The 20558-nt window shown below is 48.1% G+C and carries 22 protein-coding genes; 10 read left to right on the top strand and 12 right to left on the bottom strand.

What is annotated here, in order from left to right; genetic code table 11:
• The first annotated feature begins 99 nt into the window (after positions 1-99).
• Positions 100-612 (top strand): DUF937 domain-containing protein, encoded by a 513-nt coding sequence (locus tag N836_RS69520; RefSeq protein ID WP_023076512.1) that lies wholly within the window; start codon positions 100-102, stop codon positions 610-612.
• 110 nt (positions 613-722) lie between these two features.
• Positions 723-1175 carry a phosphate-starvation-inducible PsiE family protein gene (locus tag N836_RS69525; RefSeq protein ID WP_023076513.1) on the top strand — a complete coding sequence of 151 codons (453 nt, stop codon included), beginning with the start codon at positions 723-725 and terminating at the stop codon, positions 1173-1175.
• 18 nt (positions 1176-1193) lie between these two features.
• Here the strand turns inward: N836_RS69525 and N836_RS69530 are convergent, their stop codons facing one another.
• Complete coding sequence (locus tag N836_RS69530) at positions 1194-2378, bottom strand: iron-containing alcohol dehydrogenase (protein ID WP_023076514.1); 1185 nt, start codon at positions 2376-2378, stop codon at positions 1194-1196.
• Positions 2379-2397: 19 nt separating this feature from the next.
• Complete coding sequence (locus tag N836_RS69535) at positions 2398-2688, bottom strand: antibiotic biosynthesis monooxygenase (protein ID WP_023076515.1); 291 nt, start codon at positions 2686-2688, stop codon at positions 2398-2400.
• A gap of 193 nt (positions 2689-2881) precedes the next feature.
• On the opposite strand from N836_RS69535, the gene N836_RS69540 reads away from it, so the two are divergent.
• Positions 2882-3229, top strand: coding sequence for a hypothetical protein (locus tag N836_RS69540; protein ID WP_023076516.1), 348 nt, complete (start codon positions 2882-2884; stop codon positions 3227-3229).
• A 57-nt stretch (positions 3230-3286) separates the two neighbouring features.
• Here the strand turns inward: N836_RS69540 and secA are convergent, their stop codons facing one another.
• On the bottom strand, positions 3287-6094 hold the full coding sequence (gene secA, locus N836_RS69545) for a preprotein translocase subunit SecA (protein WP_023076517.1): 2808 nt from the start codon (positions 6092-6094) through the stop codon (positions 3287-3289).
• Positions 6095-6498: 404 nt separating this feature from the next.
• Here secA and N836_RS69550 point away from each other — a divergent pair, with 404 nt between their 5' ends.
• On the top strand, positions 6499-6966 hold the full coding sequence (locus tag N836_RS69550; protein WP_023076518.1) for a GNAT family N-acetyltransferase: 468 nt from the start codon (positions 6499-6501) through the stop codon (positions 6964-6966).
• Between the two features lie 9 nt (positions 6967-6975).
• Here N836_RS69550 and N836_RS77785 read toward each other — a convergent pair whose 3' ends face one another.
• From N836_RS77785 to psbX, 3 genes are all read right to left on the bottom strand, one after another.
• The gene (locus tag N836_RS77785) at positions 6976-7128 is read right to left on the bottom strand and encodes a hypothetical protein (RefSeq protein WP_235071184.1); all 153 of its coding nucleotides are present in this window, start codon (positions 7126-7128) and stop codon (positions 6976-6978) included.
• A 156-nt stretch (positions 7129-7284) separates the two neighbouring features.
• Positions 7285-8184, bottom strand: a complete 900-nt coding sequence (locus N836_RS74000; protein WP_161635054.1) for a Ycf66 family protein — start codon at positions 8182-8184, stop codon at positions 7285-7287.
• Positions 8185-8525: 341 nt separating this feature from the next.
• On the bottom strand, positions 8526-8642 hold the full coding sequence (gene psbX / locus N836_RS75025; RefSeq protein ID WP_071789101.1) for a photosystem II reaction center X protein: 117 nt from the start codon (positions 8640-8642) through the stop codon (positions 8526-8528).
• Between the two features lie 249 nt (positions 8643-8891).
• Here psbX and N836_RS69560 point away from each other — a divergent pair, with 249 nt between their 5' ends.
• Positions 8892-9173 carry a YggT family protein gene (locus tag N836_RS69560; protein WP_023076521.1) on the top strand — a complete coding sequence of 94 codons (282 nt, stop codon included), beginning with the start codon at positions 8892-8894 and terminating at the stop codon, positions 9171-9173.
• 140 nt (positions 9174-9313) lie between these two features.
• Entirely contained in the window at positions 9314-11200 is a 1887-nt protein-coding gene (gene uvrC, locus N836_RS69565) for an excinuclease ABC subunit UvrC (RefSeq protein ID WP_031294479.1), read from the top strand.
• A 46-nt stretch (positions 11201-11246) separates the two neighbouring features.
• On the opposite strand, the gene N836_RS69570 is transcribed toward uvrC, so the two are convergent.
• Both N836_RS69570 and arfB read right to left on the bottom strand, forming a co-directional pair.
• Positions 11247-12116: a phosphotransferase family protein gene (locus N836_RS69570; protein WP_023076523.1), complete on the bottom strand. Its 870-nt coding sequence runs from the start codon at positions 12114-12116 to the stop codon at positions 11247-11249.
• Between the two features lie 51 nt (positions 12117-12167).
• Entirely contained in the window at positions 12168-12587 is a 420-nt protein-coding gene (gene arfB / locus N836_RS69575; protein WP_023076524.1) for an alternative ribosome rescue aminoacyl-tRNA hydrolase ArfB, read from the bottom strand.
• A 161-nt stretch (positions 12588-12748) separates the two neighbouring features.
• Between arfB and N836_RS69580 the strand changes: the two genes are divergently transcribed.
• From N836_RS69580 to N836_RS69595, 4 genes are all read left to right on the top strand, one after another.
• Complete coding sequence (locus N836_RS69580; RefSeq protein WP_031294482.1) at positions 12749-13549, top strand: ABC transporter permease; 801 nt, start codon at positions 12749-12751, stop codon at positions 13547-13549.
• A 450-nt stretch (positions 13550-13999) separates the two neighbouring features.
• Positions 14000-14719 carry a sigma-70 family RNA polymerase sigma factor gene (locus N836_RS69585; RefSeq protein WP_023076526.1) on the top strand — a complete coding sequence of 240 codons (720 nt, stop codon included), beginning with the start codon at positions 14000-14002 and terminating at the stop codon, positions 14717-14719.
• Positions 14720-14842: 123 nt separating this feature from the next.
• Positions 14843-15625 carry an ABC transporter permease gene (locus tag N836_RS69590; protein ID WP_031294488.1) on the top strand — a complete coding sequence of 261 codons (783 nt, stop codon included), beginning with the start codon at positions 14843-14845 and terminating at the stop codon, positions 15623-15625.
• 39 nt (positions 15626-15664) lie between these two features.
• Positions 15665-16930: an ABC transporter substrate-binding protein gene (locus N836_RS69595; protein ID WP_023076528.1), complete on the top strand. Its 1266-nt coding sequence runs from the start codon at positions 15665-15667 to the stop codon at positions 16928-16930.
• On the opposite strand, the gene N836_RS69600 is transcribed toward N836_RS69595, so the two are convergent.
• From N836_RS69600 to secD, 4 genes are all read right to left on the bottom strand, one after another.
• Positions 16861-17448 carry a GNAT family N-acetyltransferase gene (locus N836_RS69600; RefSeq protein ID WP_023076529.1) on the bottom strand — a complete coding sequence of 196 codons (588 nt, stop codon included), beginning with the start codon at positions 17446-17448 and terminating at the stop codon, positions 16861-16863. The genes N836_RS69595 and N836_RS69600 overlap by 70 nt on opposite strands.
• A gap of 190 nt (positions 17449-17638) precedes the next feature.
• Positions 17639-18049: a hypothetical protein gene (locus N836_RS69605; RefSeq protein ID WP_023076530.1), complete on the bottom strand. Its 411-nt coding sequence runs from the start codon at positions 18047-18049 to the stop codon at positions 17639-17641.
• Positions 18050-18091: 42 nt separating this feature from the next.
• Positions 18092-19042, bottom strand: a complete 951-nt coding sequence (gene secF, locus N836_RS69610) for a protein translocase subunit SecF (RefSeq protein WP_023076531.1) — start codon at positions 19040-19042, stop codon at positions 18092-18094.
• The gene (gene secD / locus N836_RS69615) at positions 19039-20478 is read right to left on the bottom strand and encodes a protein translocase subunit SecD (protein ID WP_023076532.1); all 1440 of its coding nucleotides are present in this window, start codon (positions 20476-20478) and stop codon (positions 19039-19041) included. The genes secF and secD overlap by 4 nt, the downstream gene beginning before the upstream one ends.
• Between the last annotated feature and the right edge of the window lie 80 nt (positions 20479-20558).

Raw genomic sequence — 20558 nt, forward strand, 5'->3', positions numbered from 1 at the left:
AAGCTGCCAATTTTACCCCTGAGCTAGCCTAGCGTCCTAATATACACAAGGTGGATAAGTGCTGCCAATTGTTGCTAGTCAAGGACAACTTCAATTCCCATGGGCATATTTGATCAAGTAATGGGGGCCATTCAGGACCCTAATCGTGAAGCCAGCATCGGTCAGCTTGGCCAAATTGTATCGATGGCGCAGCAGGTTGCTCAGGCGAGTAATGCTAACAGTTCGACCACTCAGCAAGCCGCCTCAGTGGTCGGTGGCTTTGTCCAATCTGCTCTGCGAGAAAAACAACAAACCCAGGGGATGGATGCTGTGCTGGATCTGGTTCAGCAGGGGACTAACGATGGTGCGGGTGTCTTACCCAAATTGTTTAGTCCCGAACAGCAAAGTGCGATCGCAACTACAGTTGCTGAAAAAACGGGTCTCAATGCCGATCAAGTGATAGCAATGCTACCCATGGTTATTCCTATCGTCATGAAGTTTCTCAATCAGGGTGCTGCCAAAACCGGGACCCAGGCCCAGGGCAACCCATTAGTCAGTGCTTTTCTCGATAGCGATGGCGACGGTGACGTCGACATGGGCGATATGTTAAAGATGGCTGGGCGGTTTATGTAAGCCAATACAAAAATGGCGGTTAAGATCGAAAAACCCGTTTCACTGCAACCGCCGTCTCCATCTCACCTGTATAGTTCTCCTAAAAGAAATCCATTTTCTGGAGCATGTACATGGGTGGCAATAAAAAAGGCAAGCGTTGGGACTGGCTCAGTGCTGAAAATTTTCTGCATGGTATAGACAGTATAGAAACCATTGTCTCAAAGCTACTGTCCATTGCCATGCTGGTGGTGATCTTTGTGATCATGGTGGACTTGATGCGGTTCCTGGCAGTAGCGCTATTGGATCCCAGCCCCGCAGGTTTTTTCAAAAGTACCCTGAGCGAAATTTTTGGGTTATTTTTAAGTGTCCTGATCGCATTAGAGATTTTAGAAAACATCACCGCCTATCTAAAAAAGCATGTAGTGCAGGTGGAATTAGTCATCGTCACCTCCCTGACTGCGGTGGCTCGTAAGATTATTATTCTGGATCTCGAAAAAGTAACCGGCGTCAGCCTAATTGGATTGGCAGTGGCAATTTTGGCTTTATCTATCAGCTATTGGATTGTTCGTAACATCCATAGCTAGGCAGCAGGTCGCCAAAATCTAGAGACGCGATTGCAGCAGCTGTGTAATCTCAATTTCGGTGAGTTGAACTGGATTATTCCGATTACGAGTCTTGGTAACTATCCGCTCCAAATCCGATGTCTGGACACCATAGTCTCCTAGCCTTGGTAACTCCAGTGACTGTGTCCATTTCCATAAAATTTGACAAAGTACTTCGCCATAGTAGGCTGGGTCTTTGCCTGGTTCACCCTCCAGAAATTCACCTAACTTGGCCATTTTTATCACGGCTGGGTTTTGGGGGTCTCTTGCGATTAGAGCTTGCCAATTTGCCTCGGCTGCTGCTGCTAGAAGCGTACCGCAAACAACACCATGGGGAATTAAGAAAAAGCCACCCAGTGGTGAGGCTAGTCCATGGACAATTCCCAACCCTGCATTGGCTAAACAGATGCCTGAAAGCAATGAGCCATAGGCCATCGCTTCACGTACTGTCAGATTGCCTGCCCCTTCACCACAAGCTGCTAGCAGATTTGGGCCAATTGCCGTCAGCCCACTCCAAGCCAGGGCATCCGTCATGGGGCTAGCCGTCGGAGAGAGATACGGTTCGAGCAGTTGCGTAAAGGCATCTAGACCGCAAGCTGCCGTAATGGATGGCGGACAAGTCGTCAGCAGCTCGCTATCAACAATCACCCCATCAGGGATGAGATTTTCATGGCGGATGGATTTTTTGAAACCCTGGGGGCCAACCTCACTAATAACAGCATTTTTAGTAACTTCACTGCCGGTACCAGATGTGGTGGGAACTGCCAGATAAGGAACTTTGGTCCCACTATGGGAAATACCTTTGCCCACACCTTCAAGGTGATCCATGATGGAATTGCGATGGGGCAGCATCGCAGAAATCGCCTTACCCGCATCAACCACGCTGCCGCCACCGATGCCCACTACACCCTGAATTCCTTCATCTTTATAGGTTTTACAGGTGTTATCAATAAAGGTAGGCGTAGGTTCACCCGTGCAATTGATAATCTCATAGGTCAGCCCGTACTGCTGGAGACTCGCTTCAATGTGTGCCAGCTTGCCAGTTTTTTGTAAAGACTGGCCACCGATGACGAGCAACAGACGGCAGAGGGCTCGGTCTTGGAGCCATGAGGGAATCATCTGGCGTTTTCCAGCCCCGAAGTAAATTGGTGGTACTTTGGCAAAGCTAAAGTCTGCAAACACCATAGCCCTTCCCTCCACTTGCCTAAGGAGCAATCACGTTATAAGGCTTACCCTGCCGAGGCTGAGCCATCCAAGGCGCAACGACTTCACGCCAGGTTAGATAGTGCTCGGTCTGCTTATGGGCAGCTGCATCGTCATTAGTTTCGTAGGCCTCGTACAGCATAAACTGGGTCGGATCATCTGGGTCCTGTAGAAAATCAAATCTGATGTTGGCTGGCTCTTGCACAGAACCCAGATGGTTGGCCTTTGTTGCCGCAATAAAGTCATCCACATGTTCTGCTTTTACCAACACATGAACGCAGGTTACAACCATGGCATCTCCTTGCAGGTCATCGTAATGTATACCGCTATTTAGCGTATCGATTTCCTTTGATAGCAGTAACCTGATGCAACAAAAGTTGCAAAAACTTACCTGGGTCAGATGCGGAGCCTAAACCTTTATAACGGTTATGTGGCTGTTCCAAGACCGACGATAGGATCAGCAAACACCTTCATCGCTAGTTTCTATGGCTTCCCAACTCACCCTTAATCTGGTTCAAGGTTCGGTTCAGTTAAATTTTTCCGTTACAGCGGCTCAGCAGCTAAAGACCACCCTGGCTGAGCTAGTCCAAACCCTTAAGACCACAGCTGCTGCTACGGTTGGAGCCGGTAGACCTAAACCTATTAAGCCAGTGGAGTATCGCCACACAGGGGATGTATTCCTAGAGATTTTTTGCAATCCTAATATCTGGCCTAGCCCATTTGCAGCCAAGCTGCTAATTACGGTACGCGATGACCGCATGCGACTGACTACCGAGGCAGAATTAACGCGGATTATTGAGGATGTAAATCTGTATTTAGAGCAGTATCAATAGTCCCAACAAGGCGGAGGGTAGGCAGCATCTGTTAGGCAGCACCTACCCTCACCGTTGCTAAACGACTTCTACATCAATTGGCCCATCGGCTGCAGCTGCCTGCGGTGCTGGCTGTGGCTGGAATTGGAACATGGTGTACACCACATTACGACGAATGCCGGTCATCATATCCAAAAAGACTTCGTAGCCTTCACTCTTATACTCAATCAGCGGATCTTTCTGCCCATAGCCCCGTAAACCAACCGTTTCACGTAGGGCATCCATCTGTTGCAGGTGCTCGCGCCAGAGGGTATCTATCTGCTGCAGAATAAAGAACCGTTCTGCCTCACGCATGAGCCCTGGCTTGATCTTATCTACCTGAGATTCCTTGATGTCGTAAGCAATATGGACCTGCTCTCGGAGGAAGGTTTTGATTTCTCCCATGGATAGGTTCTCTAATTGGTCGGCGGTCAGATCCTCAAGCAGATAGATGAACTCTTTAACCTTGCCAACAATATTCTCCAGATCCCATTCTTCTGAAGGCAGCTCAGGATTAATATACGCTTCGACGATATCGTCCATGGTCTGCTCGCCGTAGCCAATTACCAGCTCCTTAAGTTTGTCCCCTTCCAGTACACGACGACGTTCAGCATAGATGGCACGACGCTGGTTGTTCATCACCTCGTCGTATTCAAATACCTGTTTACGAATGTCGTAGTAATAGGTTTCTACCTTCTTCTGTGCGCCCTCTAAAGAGCGAGTGAGCATTCCCGACTCGATGGGCATGTCTTCTTCAACTCGGAAGGCATTCATTAAGGACGCAACTCGGTCGCCACCAAAGATCCGGAGTAGGTTATCTTCTAAACTCAGGAAAAACTTGGTTGACCCTGGGTCACCCTGACGACCGGCACGACCACGCAGCTGATTATCTACTCGGCGCGACTCATGACGCTCGGTGCCGATTACGTGTAATCCCCCTAGCTCAATTACCTTGTCGTGTTCAGCATCGGTAAAGGCTTCGTACTCAGCCAAAATTTGCTTGTAGATATCCCGCAATTTTTGAATAGCGGGGTCGTCGGTGGGAGCTTTTTCTGCCGCAGTGGCAATTTTGTCCTCAGCCGCCAGCTCTGACAGACTTTGAGGTCCATAAGTCTTAACCGCAAAAGCCACAGCTTCTTTCAATGCTTTTTCGGTCTCTGTAGATAGTTCTGTGGGGAAAATTTCAGGGGATGCCTTCCACGTTTTTTGCTTTTTGCCATTGCTTTGGAAGCCCTTTGCTGAGCTTTTACCACCCGTAGCGGCCACTCTAGCCACCCCGAATCCCTGTTCATCATCGGGGCGTACGATTTTCGGCATCAAGTACTCTCGTATCTTTAAGCGAGACATGTAGTCGGCGTTACCACCAAGAATGATGTCTGTGCCTCGCCCTGCCATGTTGGTGGCAATGGTAACCGCGCCGCTACGACCTGCTTGGGCAACAATCTCTGACTCCCGTTCGACGTTTTCGGGTTTAGCGTTGAGCAGGTTATGTTCTACATTTAGCTGTTGTAATAATCCTGACAACAGCTCTGACTTCTCTACACTCGTAGTTCCTACTAAAACTGGACGTCCAGTTTCATGCATCTCAGCACATTCCTGGGCGATGGCCTGCCACTTCGCCGGTTCAGTCTTATAAACTACGTCTGACTTGTCTCCGCGGGCAATGGGACGATTGGTAGGAATAATCGTGACTTCGATGTCGTAAATTTTTTCGAATTCAGCTTCTTCAGTTTTAGCCGTACCGGTCATCCCCGAGAGCTTGTCATAGAGCAAAAAGAAGTTTTGATAGGTAATCGACGCCAGAGTCTGGGTTTCTGGCTGGATTGCTACCCGTTCCTTAGCTTCAATGGCCTGGTGTAAACCATCGCTCCAACGACGACCGGGCATGACTCGACCCGTGAATTCATCGACAATTACAACTTCATCATTACGAACAATGTAGTTGACGTCTTTTACAAACAGTTCTTTGGCTTTGACTGCATTAAAGACAAAGTGAGCCCAGGGATCTTTGGGATCAAACAGATCGTTGACCTGTAAAAGGTTCTCGGCCTTTTCAAAGCCTTCGTCAGTCAAAAGAACATTACGGGCTTTTTCGTCGACCTCGTAGTCAACCTCTGTTTGCAGCTGACGAGCTAAATCTGCGGCGCGCTCATATTTTTCCTGAGGGCGATCTACCTGACCCGAGATAATCAGCGGTGTACGCGCTTCATCGACAAGAATGGAATCGACTTCGTCAATGATGCAATAGTTAAACGGACGCTGCACTACTTCCTCAATAGATGAGGCCATGTTGTCTCTGAGGTAGTCAAAGCCAAACTCGCTGTTGGTGCCGTAGGTAATATCGCAGGCATAGTTTTTCCGCCGTTCAGCTGGACTCATGCCTTGCTGAATTAAGCCCACCGATAGCCCTAAGAAGCGATGCACCTGCCCCATCCATTCGGCGTCACGACGAGCCAGATAGTCGTTCACTGTAACGACGTGTACCCCTTGGCCTGATAGAGCATTAAGGTAAGCAGGCAGGGTGGAAACCAGGGTTTTGCCCTCACCAGTTTTCATTTCGGCAATCTGGCCGTCGTGGAGAACCATGCCGCCGATTAGCTGGACGTCATAATGACGCATGCCAAGTACCCGAGTACCCGCTTCACGCACGACAGCAAATGCTTCGGTGAGTAAATCGTCCAGGTCTTCGTCCTCTTCAAGGCGCTGCTTAAATTCAGCAGTTTTACCCCGCAGTTCGTCGTCAGAGAGAGCCTTGATTTCCTCTTCAAGGAGAGCAATCTCTTTAACATCAGGTTGATAGCGCTTGAGCTTGCGAGCGTTGGGATCGCCTAAAAGTCGTTTCAGCATGTCTGGGCAGTAAACGGCGGGTGTGGGTACTATACCCCGATACTTATCTTATCTAGATATCCTAAGCCTAGAAACCCCATTCTTATGGACGGTTTACCTCACTCGAAACGAATGTCGGATGTGTGGTTGAGTTGGGGGATGGTGAGCTTAATTGCGATCGCTATTTCAGCAGAGAGTTTGATCCTACACACTGGGTCGGGGAATTCAAGGCTCTAACCCTAAACGAAGTGATCAATCCAGAAAAATATTGTAATTTAAATTGTATTTTCTGATACCAACTATCAAGGACTTTGATGGACGTTCTGTAGCAGCCCAGGTATTGTAGGCTCAGCCCAGCGTTTGCATTCAGATTTGTCCCAACCGGCTCACTGAATAGGTGGCGTCATCTTTTTGCTTTAACCCTAATGAATCTTCAGTCTGTTCAGTTTCGCTACACTAAGACGTTAGCGCCAAAGGATTTAGAACAGCTCGGAAACCTGTTTGATCAGTCTGCTTTTTGGGCAGCTGGACGACAGCTTAACGATTTAGCTAAAGCCATTAGCGGTAGCTGCCCAGTAGTGACTGCGTGGCATGGGGATACCCTGATCGGCTTTGCTCGAGCCACATCAGATGGTGTTTATCGAGCCACTATCTGGGATGTCGTTATCCATGATGACTATCAAGGGGCGGGCTTAGGGCGCAAGTTGGTGGAAACAGTTTTAGGCCATCCCCATATGAGTAGCGTGGAACGCACATATCTTATGACCACCAACCAGAAGCAGTTTTATGAGCGGGTTGGCTTCGTGGAAAATACCACAACTACTATGATGCTGATTAATCAACCGCTTGATAGCAGCTGTCTGTTGCGACAGGTTGAAGAAGTGATTCAGTAGCTGTTGTTGCTAAACAGTGCCTTCCTCAGCCTCTATCTTTTCTCGGCTTTCATCCCAGTAAGCACTGTAGGTCCATTCTTCCTTTGGCCCTTTATCCACCAGCTTCCATCGATAAATAGCCTTATCTGGGTTCACACCTACTTCGAGTAACTTAGCGCCCATATAATACTCTGTCTGCTTCTTTGTCCGTGCTTTAAGAAATGCGGACTGACTTTTGGAAATTAGCTTAGTGATATGAGCTTGAGTGGGTCTTTTTCTGGCCATTGGTGAAATACAATCTGCGTTTTGAAAAAGGGACATCAGCCAAGTAGCTAACGATTAGTAATTGGCTGGTGGCTGAGGGGGGGTGCCGGGATAAGGCTCAGCATCACCGTCCGCCGGAGGAGTAGGACGAAAATCTGTGTAGCTGCCTTCATTTTTGGGCTCTGATGGCCGGGGGCGAACATTAAGGGGGGGCCTTTCATTGCGAGTTGCGCTATCTCTAGGCGGCTGTGGCAGGCCTCCCAAACTATGACCTGCACCATTACCAGTGGGTGCTGGTGTATCTAAAGGTGGTCTTGGCGGCGGGGATTGAGGCGGGCGCTGTGGACGATTAGGTGATGCAGAGGAGTTGCTGCCGTATTGAGAACCAGCCGGATAAGGGCTATCGGGGCGATTGCCTGGACGTGGTTCTGAACGCCCTCGCTCATTGGGATAACGGTCAAACTGTTCATCGCGCCCAGACTGACCTGGCTGCAAACGTGCAGGTGGGCGACGATCCTCATAGGGAGCAGGGGGACGGGGTTCTAGAGGGCGCGGTTCATAGCGCTCTCCGTAACTATCACCCCGGTAGCGATCGCTAGGAATACGAGGCTGTCTTGGTCCTGCGTCCTCCCAATCGTCTAGCTCAGCTCGATAAACCCGGCGGGGACGTTCTTCATAGCGTCGAGGTGGGCCTTCCCGCTCGGCGGGACGATTGCGATTAGAGTCTCGCTTACTAATGTCGTTAATAATTAGAGTGGTCAGCATGCCCACTAACATGACTTGCTGAAACGAAGCCAGCAGCTCCATATTTAAGTGAGCCAGCAGGAAAATGCCAGACAGCAGCAGTAGAATCGAGTAAACCTTATCAGAGCTGCGTTCATAGCCCGGCTTCAGCTTATCTAAAAAGAAAAGCCCAACCGCCCCAAGAATAAGTATTAATCCAACCAGCAGCGGGACAGGAGTACCAAAATTCACAATTGCTTCCTCGTATGATGGTGGCCCTCTGACAGGCATTTTGCCTGATTCGACAATCCATAGCCACCAATTCTATCCTAGCGGGCAGCATTGGATTTGTCTTTTGATCACGTTTGATCAACCAAGCATCAGTCAGAATTTTAAGCGCCTGCAATCCTGCATCCTCTAATCCTGCAGTTCTGCTTTTGCATAGGCTCTGTTGAGTAGCGCGACGTAGTCAAGCATAAAAAAGAGCGCAGCATTGGCTGCACTCTCAATTCATTCACACAAGACATTGACCAGGAAAAATCTATGGTCTTATCTATACTCAAAACAATGATTTCACTGCAGGCTAGATATACTCAGCGTCTAATCTTGTCGCGCTGACTGATAAAGACGAGAGCGACAGTGACTGGAACAACTACAATTACAGCGCCAGCAACCAGGCTCAATAAGAAATTAGTCAATGATGGTGTCATGGCCTCTACTCTTTAGATTCGCAAACGTTCGTAATGCTTGCTTAATATAGTATCGAGCAACGTTAACCTTGAGAAGCCTTTTCATTTGGGCAAAAAGCAAGGCAAACGTTGACCAAAACGCTAAATGCTTTTTACATCAAGGCTTTTTAGTTTTTTTATTAAAAAGGTCACCGATTCACAGCTCCCAGCAAACGGTCTAAGCTTTACAATCCTTAAAGTGGATTACTCATTTAACGAGGAACTTTGACAATGTCAGGTATCGCAATTGGCAATTGGATTGTTGGACCGCTGCTGGCAGTGATGACCTTGCTGTTTATCTTCCGCATCGTTCTAACCTGGTATCCCGAGGCCGAATCAAACAAGTTTCCCTTCAATTTGGTTTACTGGCCAACTGAGCCGTTTTTGATTCCTGTTCGCAAAGTAGTTCAACCCTTTGGTGGGGTGGACATTTCGCCAATTATCTGGGTGGCCTTTATTAGTCTGCTACGGGAAATTTTAGTGGGTCAGCAAGGCTTATTAAAGATGTTCTAACGGCCTTGGTTAGGGCAAATGTATCCAGAATAGAAAGGCGATATCCTTAATTGCATTCAGCATTGCTGTTTTCATTGAGAAAATTTTAATGCTTTAGCTTGAATGTGATTCAGATTAGAAAGGATTTGGAGAGACCCTTAGTGCCTTCTGCCGCTGCTGCAACAACACTACTCAAAGACCCTGAACGCTTAGAGACTCGCCTCAAAGAGATTCCCCAGGAGCCGGGCGTTTATTTTATGCGGGACGGGGACGATCAGATTCTCTACATCGGGAAGTCTAAAAGCTTACGCAATCGAGTCCGGTCCTATTTTAGGGATGGGCATCATCATGCGCCTCGCATCAGCGTCATGGTGACTCAGGTTGTGGATATAGAGTTTATTGTCACTGACACTGAGGCTGAAGCCCTGGCCCTGGAGGCGAATTTAATTAAGCAGCATCAGCCGTATTTTAATGTGTTGCTTAAGGATGATAAGAAGTATCCTTATCTCTGTATTACCTGGTCAGAAAACTATCCACGCATTTTCATTACCCGTAAACGACGCAAAACCACTAAGAAAGATCGCTACTACGGTCCTTATGTGGACACAGGGTTACTGCGCCGGACGTTGCACATTGCTAAAAAAATATTCCCACTGCGGCAGCGACGCCAGCCTTTATTCAAAGATAGACCTTGTCTAAACTACGACATTGGTCAATGTCCTGGTGTGTGTCAGGAGTTGATCACGCCAGAGGATTATCACAAGATTGTCCAAAAGGTGGCCATGGTTTTCCAGGGACGGGTGCAGGAACTGGAGTCGATCTTGATGGCCCAGATGGAAAAAGCAGCTGAAAAGCTTAATTTTGAACAGGCAGCTAAGCTTAGGGATCAGATTCGCGGGTTACAAACCTTAAGTGCTCATCAAAAGGTAGCGCTGCCAGACGATACGATTTCGCGGGATGCGATCGCACTTTCCGGTGACGATCAGCACACCTGTATTCAGTTATTTCAAATTCGGGCTGGTCGTCTGGTCGGTCGCTTAGGTTTTGTTGCCGAGACCGAATCGGGTACGCCTGGGCAAATTCTCCAGCGGGTTCTAGAGGAGCACTACCCAACGGTCGATGCTGTCGAAATTCCCAGCGAAATTTTGGTGCAACACGCGCTGCTCGAGTCGGATATTCTGGCGGAGTTTCTGACTCAGCAAAAAGGGCGCAAAGTAACGATTGAAGTCCCCCAGCGACAGTCTAAGGCAGAACTGTTGGAAATGGTGGAGCGTAATGCTCAGTATGAACTAGCTCGCACCCAACGATTTGCCGACCGCAACAACCAGGCTATGCAGGATCTCGCTGAGATTGTGGATTTACCAGGTCTACCAAAACGCATAGAGGGCTATGACATTTCCCACACTCAGGGATCAGATGCCGTCGCTTCCCAGGTGGTTTTTGTAGATGGATTGCCAGCAAAGCAACATTACCGTCATTACAAAATCAAAAACCCCAAGGTCACCAGTGGTCATTCCGATGACTTCGCCAGCATGGCCGAGGTGATTCGCCGTCGCTTTCGAAAGTATGCGGAAGATCCCTCAAAGGAACGCATTGGTAACCCAGACTGGCCTGACCTGGTGATGATTGACGGAGGTAAGGGACAGCTTTCAGCAGTAGTAGAGGTGCTTAAAGAACTCAATCTACTCAGTGAGTTAAACGTAGTCAGCTTGGCGAAAAAGCGAGAAGAAATCTTTTTGCCGGGTGAATCAGTACCGTTGCCGACCGAAGCAGAGCAGCCAGGTGTTCAGCTTTTACGACGTTTGCGAGATGAGGCCCACCGATTTGCAGTTAGTTTTCATCGCAAAAAACGTACAGACCGCATGCGCCGCTCTAGATTGAGTGAGATTCCAGGGCTAGGGCACCATCGACAAAAAATGCTGCTGGCCGAGTTTCGCTCTATTGACTACATCCGCGAAGCTAGCATCGAGCGATTAACGGCAGTATCAGGAGTGGGTCCTAAATTAGCCCAGCAGATCTATGAATACTTTCATCCAGAATCATCTTAAGATTCTGACATCTGAGACAGGATCTAGGTGAGTATGTGTCAGTGTTTTACATATAGTTTGCCATTCCACTCTCATAGGCAAGCATGTCTGAATTTTCAATACCAAAAAGTGCTTCGAGCAGAGCAAAGGTACTTTTATAGAATCTGATGCGTGGCCACAGATCTTCAAAATTAGGATAGCCACAGCTAGCCTGGTAAACAAAATTTTCTCCATAGCTGCTGAGCAGCCCAGCAAAATCATAGGCGGGGTCTCCTAGACTGGCATTACTAAAGTCAATGATGCCGCTGATGGAGTTGGTTGTCTGATCAAACAGTATATTGCTTGTCCCAAAGTCACCATGTTTTAGCACAGGTTTATAGGCAAAATGCTTGGGCTCGTTGAGAAACCTTTCAAAATGGCTAATGATCCAAGTCTGAGCATCAGGCCGCATATGGGGAATTAACTTTGTACGAATCCTTCGAAATATCTCGGTCCATTGAGAGGCTGTATCGTTCCGGGGTAAACAAGTTGCAAGTTCAGTAATGCTTGATAGTCGATGGAGGGTACTAAGAAATTCTCCCAGCTGTTTAGCTAAATTGCCTTGAGTTGTGGAGGATGCATTGCTCAATAGGTTATTCCACAAGGGTTCACCTGGAATCTTGGGATATCCCATAAATGCTCCAGATAGATCTGCTAGGCAGATAAACTCTGGTTCAGGGGTAGCTAAGGAAATCCGTCCCTGAATGTATTTAAGCAGAGTGATTTCTTGTTTTAAGGCATGGAGACCTTCGATATATTTTGGAAAGCGAAAGATAAATTGGTCGTTAACATCTAACACTGTGTTGTTTCGACCATGGCTAATGGCGTCTACTGCGTTAATGGCCAGATCGGGATAGACCTGCTGAATCACCTGGGTGTAGGGTGATAGATTTTCCACGAGACTGCTTGGCTATAAAACTACTTGGATAGTTCTGCAGGTGTACGGTTCCTAGTCATCGTAAGTCACGCGACTGCGAGAGGCTTTTTGCTGGCTTCGTTTAGCTTTACTTTCAAGACGTCTTTGTTTGGCTGCTTTACTAGGCTTAGTGGGTTTACGCTTTTTCTTAACCACTATGGCTGAGCGAATCAGCTGCTGGAGTCGTTCTAATGCATCAGTTTTGTTGCGTAGCTGGGTGCGATGCGCTTGGGATTTGATATTGATCACACCGCTTTTAGTAATCCGACCATCCTTTAACGCCAACAGTCTGGTTTTGTAATGCTCTGGTAACGATGAGCCCGGAATATCAAACCGGAGGTGAATCGCCGTGGCAACTTTATTAACGTTTTGACCACCTGCACCTTGCGATCGCACAGCCTGCAGTTCAATCTCATGATCGGGAATTGACACCTGGTTAGAAATTCTCAGCATAGCCTGTCCGCTCCTATTGCCCTACTTTCAGCATAACCAACTAAACTCTAAAGAAGTTTTGAGGCCTCACTTTTGAGTTTTAAGGTTAGCGAGACGCTTAGAATTCACAAGGAAAGACCCATCACAACTTGTGCCTCAAAGTTCATCAGGACTCAGCAGCGATGCCACTACTTAAATACCTTCAGCGGTTTTCACGCATAATCTCGACGCTGCTGTCAGTGTATTACGCCTATATGCTTGAATATCGAGCCGAGCTGATGTTTTGGGTGCTTTCAGGCTCATTCCCTCTAATATTGATGGGATTATGGCAAGAAGCTGCCCGTAGTGGTCAGTTTGACCTCAATCCCGACGATGTTGTGCGTTACTTCTTAGCTGTTTTTGTAGTACGACAGTTAACCGTTGTCTGGGTGATTTGGGACTTTGAGCGAGAAGTATTAGAGGGCAAGCTATCGCCACTATTATTACAGCCTCTCGATCCAGGTTGGCGTCATTTTTCATCCCATTTAGCTGAGCGTCTGGCTCGGCTGCCATTTATTGCTGCTTTAATCGGGCTGTTTCTGTGGCTATATCCCGTAGCCCGCCAACAACCGGCCCATGTTGGCTGGGGGCTATTGGCCATTAGTCTAGCCTTTTGCCTGCGGTTTTTAATGCAATATACCTATGCCATGCTGGCTTTTTGGGTGGAACGGGCAACGGCCATCGAACAATTTTCATTTTTGCTTTACACCTTCTTCTCGGGCATGGTGGCTCCCTTGACCTTGTTTCCTGAAGCTATTCGTCTGATTGTTCTATGGACGCCGTTTCCATATCTAATCTATGTACCTGCCAGCTTGATTGTGGGCTTACCTGTGAATATTGGCAAAAGTCTGACCATAACCCTGGCCTGGTGCTTAATTTTCTGGGGACTCAATCGTTGGCTGTGGCGACAGGGGCTCAAACGATATTCAGGTATGGGTGCCTAGGTAAGTATTTCGTATAGCTCACATAGCGTACTTAAGTATATGTAGAAAACATAAACTTAAGCATGCCTACACAAAGTTAATATGTGGTTCTATTTGCAAGAGATTTAAGTTAGCCTCACGTGGCTTCATACAACCCATACTTTTACTTGCTAAGTTGAACTGTTTGCTAGATAAAAACGTTTATTCGGTATCTCTTAACTAACACTTCACGGACCACTTAGAAAGCACGGATTAAAGTATTAGTGAGAGTTTTCTTAAGGAAAAACACTCGGTTAAATGGCTGATGCTTGATAGAGGTAGCTTGACTAAACTGGTTGAAAAGCTTGGGGATTTTTATAAAGACCTTTGTTCTTCTAGTTCTGATTACTACCATTATTTCTAATAGAAATTAGGTGCATACCTAGTCAATTCAGCCCCCGGTATTAAATAGTTTCCTGAATTGTTTTTATTATGACTACTATCCAACTTGACGCACGCTCTCTGTCTTCTGGAACTCTTGATTCTGTCACTAAGCTTTCTCCATTTCAAACTATTCAATCTACTTGTCAAAAGCCTACTGTTGAGCAGCTTAACCAACTAGATCTAGCCGAGTTGATCAGTGTGTGTCAGCGGCATCGTTATCCAGAGCAAGCTCCGTTTTCGGAGCTTATGCGTCGGTATAAGTCCCATGTGGATCGCCAGCTTTATCATCTAGCTCCCGATTGGTCTGATCGCGCCGACTTAGCTCAAGAAGTCTGGATTCGGGTTTATCGCAATTTGAACCGCTTGCAGTCACCTGTGAAGTTCAAAGGTTGGATGAGTCGTATTACCACTAACTTGTTTTATGACGAGCTACGCAAGCGCAAGCGCCATGCAGGCACGTTGTCTTTAGATGCGCCTCGTCATTTAGATGATGGTCAGGTTGATTGGGAAATTGCGTCAGAAGACCCTAGCCCTGTAGATACAATGATGACCCACGAGTTCTATGAGCGTTTGCAAGCGGCCATCGCTGAACTGCCTGAAGTATTTCGGACTACGATTGTCCTCAGGGAGATTCAAGGGCTGCCCTATGAAGAAATTGCGGAAATTACTGGGGTTTCCCTGGGGACTGTCAAGTCTCGCATCGCCCGAGCACGCTATCGTTTGCAAGGTGATCTGAAGCGCTATATTGATGGCCAACAGTCAGCTTAGTTAACACGCTCAAAGAGGCGCTCCATGGAATGTCTGTGCATTAGACCTGTGCATTAGAAAAGTCGAGAATGTCTCCCAAGATATGTTGATACGATAGAGCTGACGATTTGGGATTCATCAACAGTGCATCGGTATTTGAGGGTATTGCGACTGTTTTGGGAAGTTGCGATCGCAGCTGAGCTTGAATATCGACTCAATTTTATAATTGCCGCCCTGAGTAGCTTAACGGCCCTGGGTGGTAATTTATTTGGATTGTTTTTGTTCTACCGTACAGGTTACGAATTTCAAGGGTGGCAATGGCAAGAAGCACTGGTCGTCTTAGGTGTTTTCACCATGTTGCAGGGCTTTGCAGCTACCTTTTTGAGTCCTAATCTCAATCGCATCGTCAAACATGTCCAAGAAGGCACCTTAGATTTTGTTCTGCTAAAACCCATTAGTTCTCAATTTTGGCTATCAACTCGAACAATCTCACCATGGGGATTTCCAGACCTAGTCTTAGGAATGGTCATGGTGGTTTATGCCGGTATGCAACTCGGCTTAGGTTTAACCAACTATCTAGCTGCTTTAGTACCGCTTAGTCTGGGCTTCATGAGTTTATATAGCCTTTGGTTTATGCTAGGAGCCACCAGTATCTGGTTTGTCAAAATCTACAACGTGACCGAAGTACTGCGAAGTTTTCTTGAAGCTGGTCGGTTTCCGATTGTGGCTTATCCGGCTGCTTTCCGCATCTTTTTTACCTTTGTCATTCCCGTGGCCTTTCTAACGACTGTGCCTGCTCAAGTTTTTCTGAACCGCCTTGAAGTTGGCTGGCTGGCAGGAGCCGCTTTTCTGGCAGTGGGGCTGTTTTACGCATCCCGTTTATTTTGGCGATTTGCTCTACGGTTTTACACCAGTGCTTCAAGTTAAGAAGCGGTAGAATGTCGCCTGTAGCCTCGCGGCATTGCCATGAAACCCAACGTTCTTTCCATCAGTTGTTTAAGCCTGTTGTGCTTGTTGTCTGCTTGTCGGCAGGGGGCGCAAAACGTTGACAGACAGGAACCTTTGGTGATTTTAGGATCGTTAACTGGTGTAGGACAGGAGATTGTTGAAGAGGCCTTTGCTTCATTTACAGCCGAGACTGGAATTGAGGTTGTTTATGAGGGCACCGACGCATTTGCTACTGTGTTACCCATTCGTATCGCTGGCGGCGATGTACCTGACCTGGCCATCTTTCCCCAACCAGGTCTGATGGCAGATTTAGCTAGAGAAGGAGCCCTGACGCCATTAGATGATGTGGTTGATTTGAACACCCTGACAACTGCCTTTGGTTCTGATTGGGTCAATCTGGGTACGGTCGATGATCAAGTCTATGGGGTTTGGATGCGGTCTGATCCTAAGAGTTTAGTCTGGTATAACCCCAATAATTTTGAGGCCGCAGGCTATACCATTCCTACGAGCTGGGATGAGCTGATGGCACTGACTGAGCAAATTGCGGCTGAGGGTAAAACACCCTGGTGTTTAGGCATAGAAAGTGGTGAAGCCAGCGGCTGGGTCGGCACCGATTGGGTAGAAGACATTTTGCTACGTACGGCTGGACCGGAGGTGTATGACCAATGGGTAACCCATGAAATCCCGTTTAATTCTCCCCCAGTGAGAACTGCTCTACAAATGTTTGGCGATATTGTCCGCAGCGATCGCTATGTGCGGGGTGGCGCTGTTGGAGCGATTAGTACTCCCTTTGGAGATGCGCCGACCCCGCTGTTTGACCAACCTCCTGGCTGTTATTTACATCGCCAAGCCAGTTTTATTACCGATTTTTTGCCGGATACGGTTGAACCAGGTCGTGATACCCAGGTATTTTTGTTGCCTGGTAATGGACCAACCGCACCTCTGCTCACGGGTGGATTGGTTTTTGCCATGACGAATAATACCCCAGCAGCCCAGGCTGCGATGCAGTATTTAACAACAGTCACCCCCCATGCTAGCTGGGCTGCCCGTGGTTACATCAGTCCTCACCAGGACGTAGATTTGGCGCTCTATCCCAACGATGGCATCCGCCAAATAGCGGCAGTGCTGGACCAGGCCGATACTATTCGATTTGATGGCTCTGACCTGATGCCCGCCGCTGTCGGTGCTGGCACCTTTTGGACTGAGATGGTGAACTATGTCAGTGGGGCCGATGTGGATGCAGTGCTGTCAGCCATTGATTCTAGCTGGCCTGAAGACGAATAATGCTCAGCCATCAGGCTGTAAAGCTGTAATGTGCGATTGTAATGCTCATCCGTAAAACCCAGGGTCTGCATTCCTAGTCGAGCCATAACTCGCTGAGAACGGATATTGTCTGAGGCGGTGATGGCATAAATAGTGGGTAGCTGTAGCTTTTGAAATCCGTAGCTGAGGATAGCATTAGCTGCTTCAGTGGCATAACCATAGCCCCAGCTAGCGGGACGAAAATGCCAGCCAATCTCGATTTTGCCACTGTCTGTCTTGTCGTTGTTGGGTAACGGTACGAGCAAAATGCTACCAATAGCTCGATCAATGGCTTTTTCAATAACAGCCCAAACGCCCAGACCATTAGTACAGCGCTCACAGTAGCGCTGGAGCCGTTTTTGAGTGATGCGAAGTGAACTGTCTGCGTCGCTCTCCAGCCAGTGGGTTACCCGCACATCACCATAGATATCAAACGCCTGCTGCGCATCGTAAAGCGGATGCCAATCACGGATAAGTAATCGATCGGTCGTCAGTCGCATAACAATAGAGTCCAGGGTTATAGACTCGATATTTTAGCGACGAGATTTCCAACGCATCGACCAAGTTTGCATTTATTGAAGATTTTGTCGTTGCTGATTTAGAGGATGCACCGATCTGGAGCAATGCCATTCATCTGTATCTTGTCGATGAAATTATCCCGAGGAGCAGCAACGCCACGATTTTATACGCCTAGGATCGGTTGACCAGAGACCATAATGGATGAGATGGCCCCTGGCGACGAATTTGAGCCAACTGGCTTTCTAGGCGTTGGCGCTCTATGGCGGAAATACCCAGGGTTAGGTGTCGTAGCTCGCGGACCAGCAGGGTAGTTGCTAGCCCTACACATGTAAAAAATCCTAAAGCGCCTAAAAAGTTGTACTTTAGGCCATAGTAAACCGAGGTCCAGGTGAAATAGTCCAATAGTAGGCCGATTTCTGCACGGAGCTGCCACACGGTCAACGGGCCGATCGTTAACCAAACACCCACTGTAAATCGCCACCAGATCGTCAGGGTGTGTTGTCGCAATGCTTCAATAGCCTGCTCTGTGGCGATATTGGAATGACTACTATCGATGTTGTTGGAGCCTTTTGAAGAAGTCACATTCCGTATTCTATAAATTTTTTACAGACGTATGGCTGTGACCTAATCTGCGGTGGATGCAGCAATATCGGTATTGGCATTGGAGCTGGAGCGCCACCAGGCCAACAGGGTGCTGGCAATAAAGATACTTGAATAGGCCCCTGCTAAAAAGCCAACAATGAGGGCCAGGGCAAAGAATTTTAGGGTGTCTCCGCCAAAAATTACAATGGCGACTAAGGGCAGTACCGTCGTCATGGTGGTGTTGATAGAGCGTCCCAAGGTTTTGTTGACGGCATCGTTAACAATATGCTCAATACTCTGATCGGGCATCAGTTTGAAATTTTCACGGATGCGATCGTAAATGACCACGGTATCGTTAACAGAAAAGCCCACAATTGTGAGTAGTGCCACAATAAATAAACTATCGGTCTCATACCCAAGGGTTAGACCTAAAATGGAGAACACACCTAGAGTCAAGATGGCGTCGTGCATCAGGGCAAGTAAGGCCAAAAGTGCATAGTCAAACTTAAACCGGAGACTCAGGTAAACGGTAATACCGACAAAGGCAACTAGTAGTGACAACAAGCCAGCAACTAACAGTTGCCTACCAATGGTGGGGCCGACGACGTCGATTTTAGATGCAGTGGGGTCAATTTGACCGAGACTTGTTTCTAATGATGAGCGCAGGTTGGCTTGCTCATCTACGTCCAAATCACGGGTACGAATAGAAAGAGCTTGTCCAGAGTCACCCACCAACTGCAGGCTACTGCCCTCCAGTCCCTGTTCGTCCAAAATCGCTCGTACTTCAACCAGGTCAATGGGCTCAGTACAGGCTGCCGGATCGCTGCAGCTCCGTTCTAACTGGAGTCGGGTGCCACCAATAAAGTCCAAACCGGGCCGAATGGGACCATTAAACTGCGACCATGAGATGGCCATGGCGGCAATACTAACGGCCAGTAGGACCCCAGAAATGATCCACCAGATACTGCGTTGTTTAACGACGTTCAGTTTCATGATTGGGAGGGTTGTGAAGTTGAGGGCAGCTCGGTGGACAAGCTAGGAGCAAAATAGCCTATCTTGCGAAATTGTGGAAAGCTAATGACAAAAAAGAGAAGATTTCGGGTGCAGGTGAAGGCTGTAAATAAGCTAACTGCAACACCTACGGCTAAGGTGAGGGCAAATCCTTTCACTAAGCCAGCCCCAAACCAAAACAGTGCAGCGCAGGCAATCAGGGTGGTGACGTTGCTGTCGAGGATGCTGGAAAAGGCTCTGTAAAATCCTGATTCCACGGAACGATACAGAGTTTTACCAGCTCGTAGTTCTTCGCGGGTGCGCTCAAAGATAAGCACGTTGGCATCTACAGCCATACCGATACTGAGAATGAAACCCGCAATGCCGGGCAACGTCATGGTTACACCCAAGATGTTGTAGGCCGCCCAGGTGAACAGAGCATAAACCACCAGGGCGACATCAGCCAGGATGCCGGGCAGACGATAGTAAACGGCCATAAACACCAAGACCATTGCTAAGCCTGCAATTCCTGCATAAAGACTACGCTGAATACTATCTCGACCGAGAGTAGCCCCTACGGTCCGATTTTCGACCACTTCTACAGGAACGGGTAATGCTCCTCCTCGAAGTTGAATTTCTAAATCTCTGGCCGCTTCGGCGTTAAAGTTACCTGAGATGGTGGCGCTATTGCCGGGAATGCCAGTGGCTGCATATTGGACATCAACGGTGGGCGCGCTAATCAAACGATTATCGAGAAAAATGCCCAATACTCGGCCAGTACCGGCGATATTGCGGGTCATTTCGGTAAAGAGCGAGCCGCCTTCATTGTTGAAGTAGATCGATACCTGCCAGGATTGACCGGTGCCTAGGGGACTGGCCAGGGCATCTGTGAGCTTATCGCCTGTCAAATCGCTGTCTTCAAAAAGCTCTAGTAGGGTTTCACGGCTGGTCTGGAGATTGGCTGTGATGCCATCGAGTTCGACAAGTTGCTCATCGGTTATGTTGTCGCTACCGAGGGCTAGTATGCTTGCCTGTTGCAGCTCTTGCTGGTTGATGATATCGGCTATGGCTCTTAACTCGCCTTCGGTGCCTGGTTTCTGAGACCGGAATTCTAATTGGGCGGTGCCACCTAGGACTCGCTGGGCCTGGGCGGGATCGCTAACACCGGGCAGCTGGATCAGCAGCTGGTCTTGACCGGAACTTTGGACAATGGCTTCGGAAACACCAAGACCATTGACCCGATTTTCGATTACCCGCTGGACTGCCTCTAGCTCCCGTTCGGAGATTTGGGTAATTTGTTCGGTGGTGAGTACTTGGAGTGTGAGCTGGGAGCCACCGCGTAGGTCTAAACCTAGTTGGGTGGGCAGTTGCACAATGGTAAACACTGCTGCGATCGCAAGTCCAACAATGACCAATAATATCGAGCGTTGTTTACCCATGGATCTTCTCCGTCCTATCCATACACCGGTCCTTGCATGTGTGCCTTAGCTATCCAACAGAACATCCTATTATAGGTTGC

Source organism: Leptolyngbya sp. Heron Island J (genome assembly GCF_000482245.1).
Lineage (GTDB): Bacteria > Cyanobacteriota > Cyanobacteriia > Phormidesmidales > Phormidesmidaceae > Leptothoe.

Bases quoted from the DNA above. Each gene is read 5' to 3' on its own strand.
- N836_RS69520 (WP_023076512.1), top strand. From the start codon at position 100: ATGGGCATATTTGATCAAGTAATGGGGGCCATTCAGGACCCTAATCGT.
- N836_RS69525 (WP_023076513.1), top strand. From the start codon at position 723: ATGGGTGGCAATAAAAAAGGCAAGCGTTGGGACTGGCTCAGTGCTGAA.
- N836_RS69530 (WP_023076514.1), bottom strand. From the start codon at position 2,378: ATGGTGTTTGCAGACTTTAGCTTTGCCAAAGTACCACCAATTTACTTC.
- N836_RS69535 (WP_023076515.1), bottom strand. From the start codon at position 2,688: ATGGTTGTAACCTGCGTTCATGTGTTGGTAAAAGCAGAACATGTGGAT.
- N836_RS69540 (WP_023076516.1), top strand. From the start codon at position 2,882: ATGGCTTCCCAACTCACCCTTAATCTGGTTCAAGGTTCGGTTCAGTTA.
- secA (WP_023076517.1), bottom strand. From the start codon at position 6,094: ATGCTGAAACGACTTTTAGGCGATCCCAACGCTCGCAAGCTCAAGCGC.
- N836_RS69550 (WP_023076518.1), top strand. From the start codon at position 6,499: ATGAATCTTCAGTCTGTTCAGTTTCGCTACACTAAGACGTTAGCGCCA.
- N836_RS77785 (WP_235071184.1), bottom strand. From the start codon at position 7,128: ATGGGCGCTAAGTTACTCGAAGTAGGTGTGAACCCAGATAAGGCTATT.
- psbX (WP_071789101.1), bottom strand. From the start codon at position 8,642: ATGACACCATCATTGACTAATTTCTTATTGAGCCTGGTTGCTGGCGCT.
- N836_RS69560 (WP_023076521.1), top strand. From the start codon at position 8,892: ATGTCAGGTATCGCAATTGGCAATTGGATTGTTGGACCGCTGCTGGCA.
- arfB (WP_023076524.1), bottom strand. From the start codon at position 12,587: ATGCTGAGAATTTCTAACCAGGTGTCAATTCCCGATCATGAGATTGAA.
- N836_RS69580 (WP_031294482.1), top strand. From the start codon at position 12,749: ATGCCACTACTTAAATACCTTCAGCGGTTTTCACGCATAATCTCGACG.
- N836_RS69585 (WP_023076526.1), top strand. From the start codon at position 14,000: ATGACTACTATCCAACTTGACGCACGCTCTCTGTCTTCTGGAACTCTT.
- N836_RS69595 (WP_023076528.1), top strand. From the start codon at position 15,665: ATGAAACCCAACGTTCTTTCCATCAGTTGTTTAAGCCTGTTGTGCTTG.
- N836_RS69600 (WP_023076529.1), bottom strand. From the start codon at position 17,448: ATGCGACTGACGACCGATCGATTACTTATCCGTGATTGGCATCCGCTT.
- secF (WP_023076531.1), bottom strand. From the start codon at position 19,042: ATGAAACTGAACGTCGTTAAACAACGCAGTATCTGGTGGATCATTTCT.
- secD (WP_023076532.1), bottom strand. From the start codon at position 20,478: ATGGGTAAACAACGCTCGATATTATTGGTCATTGTTGGACTTGCGATC.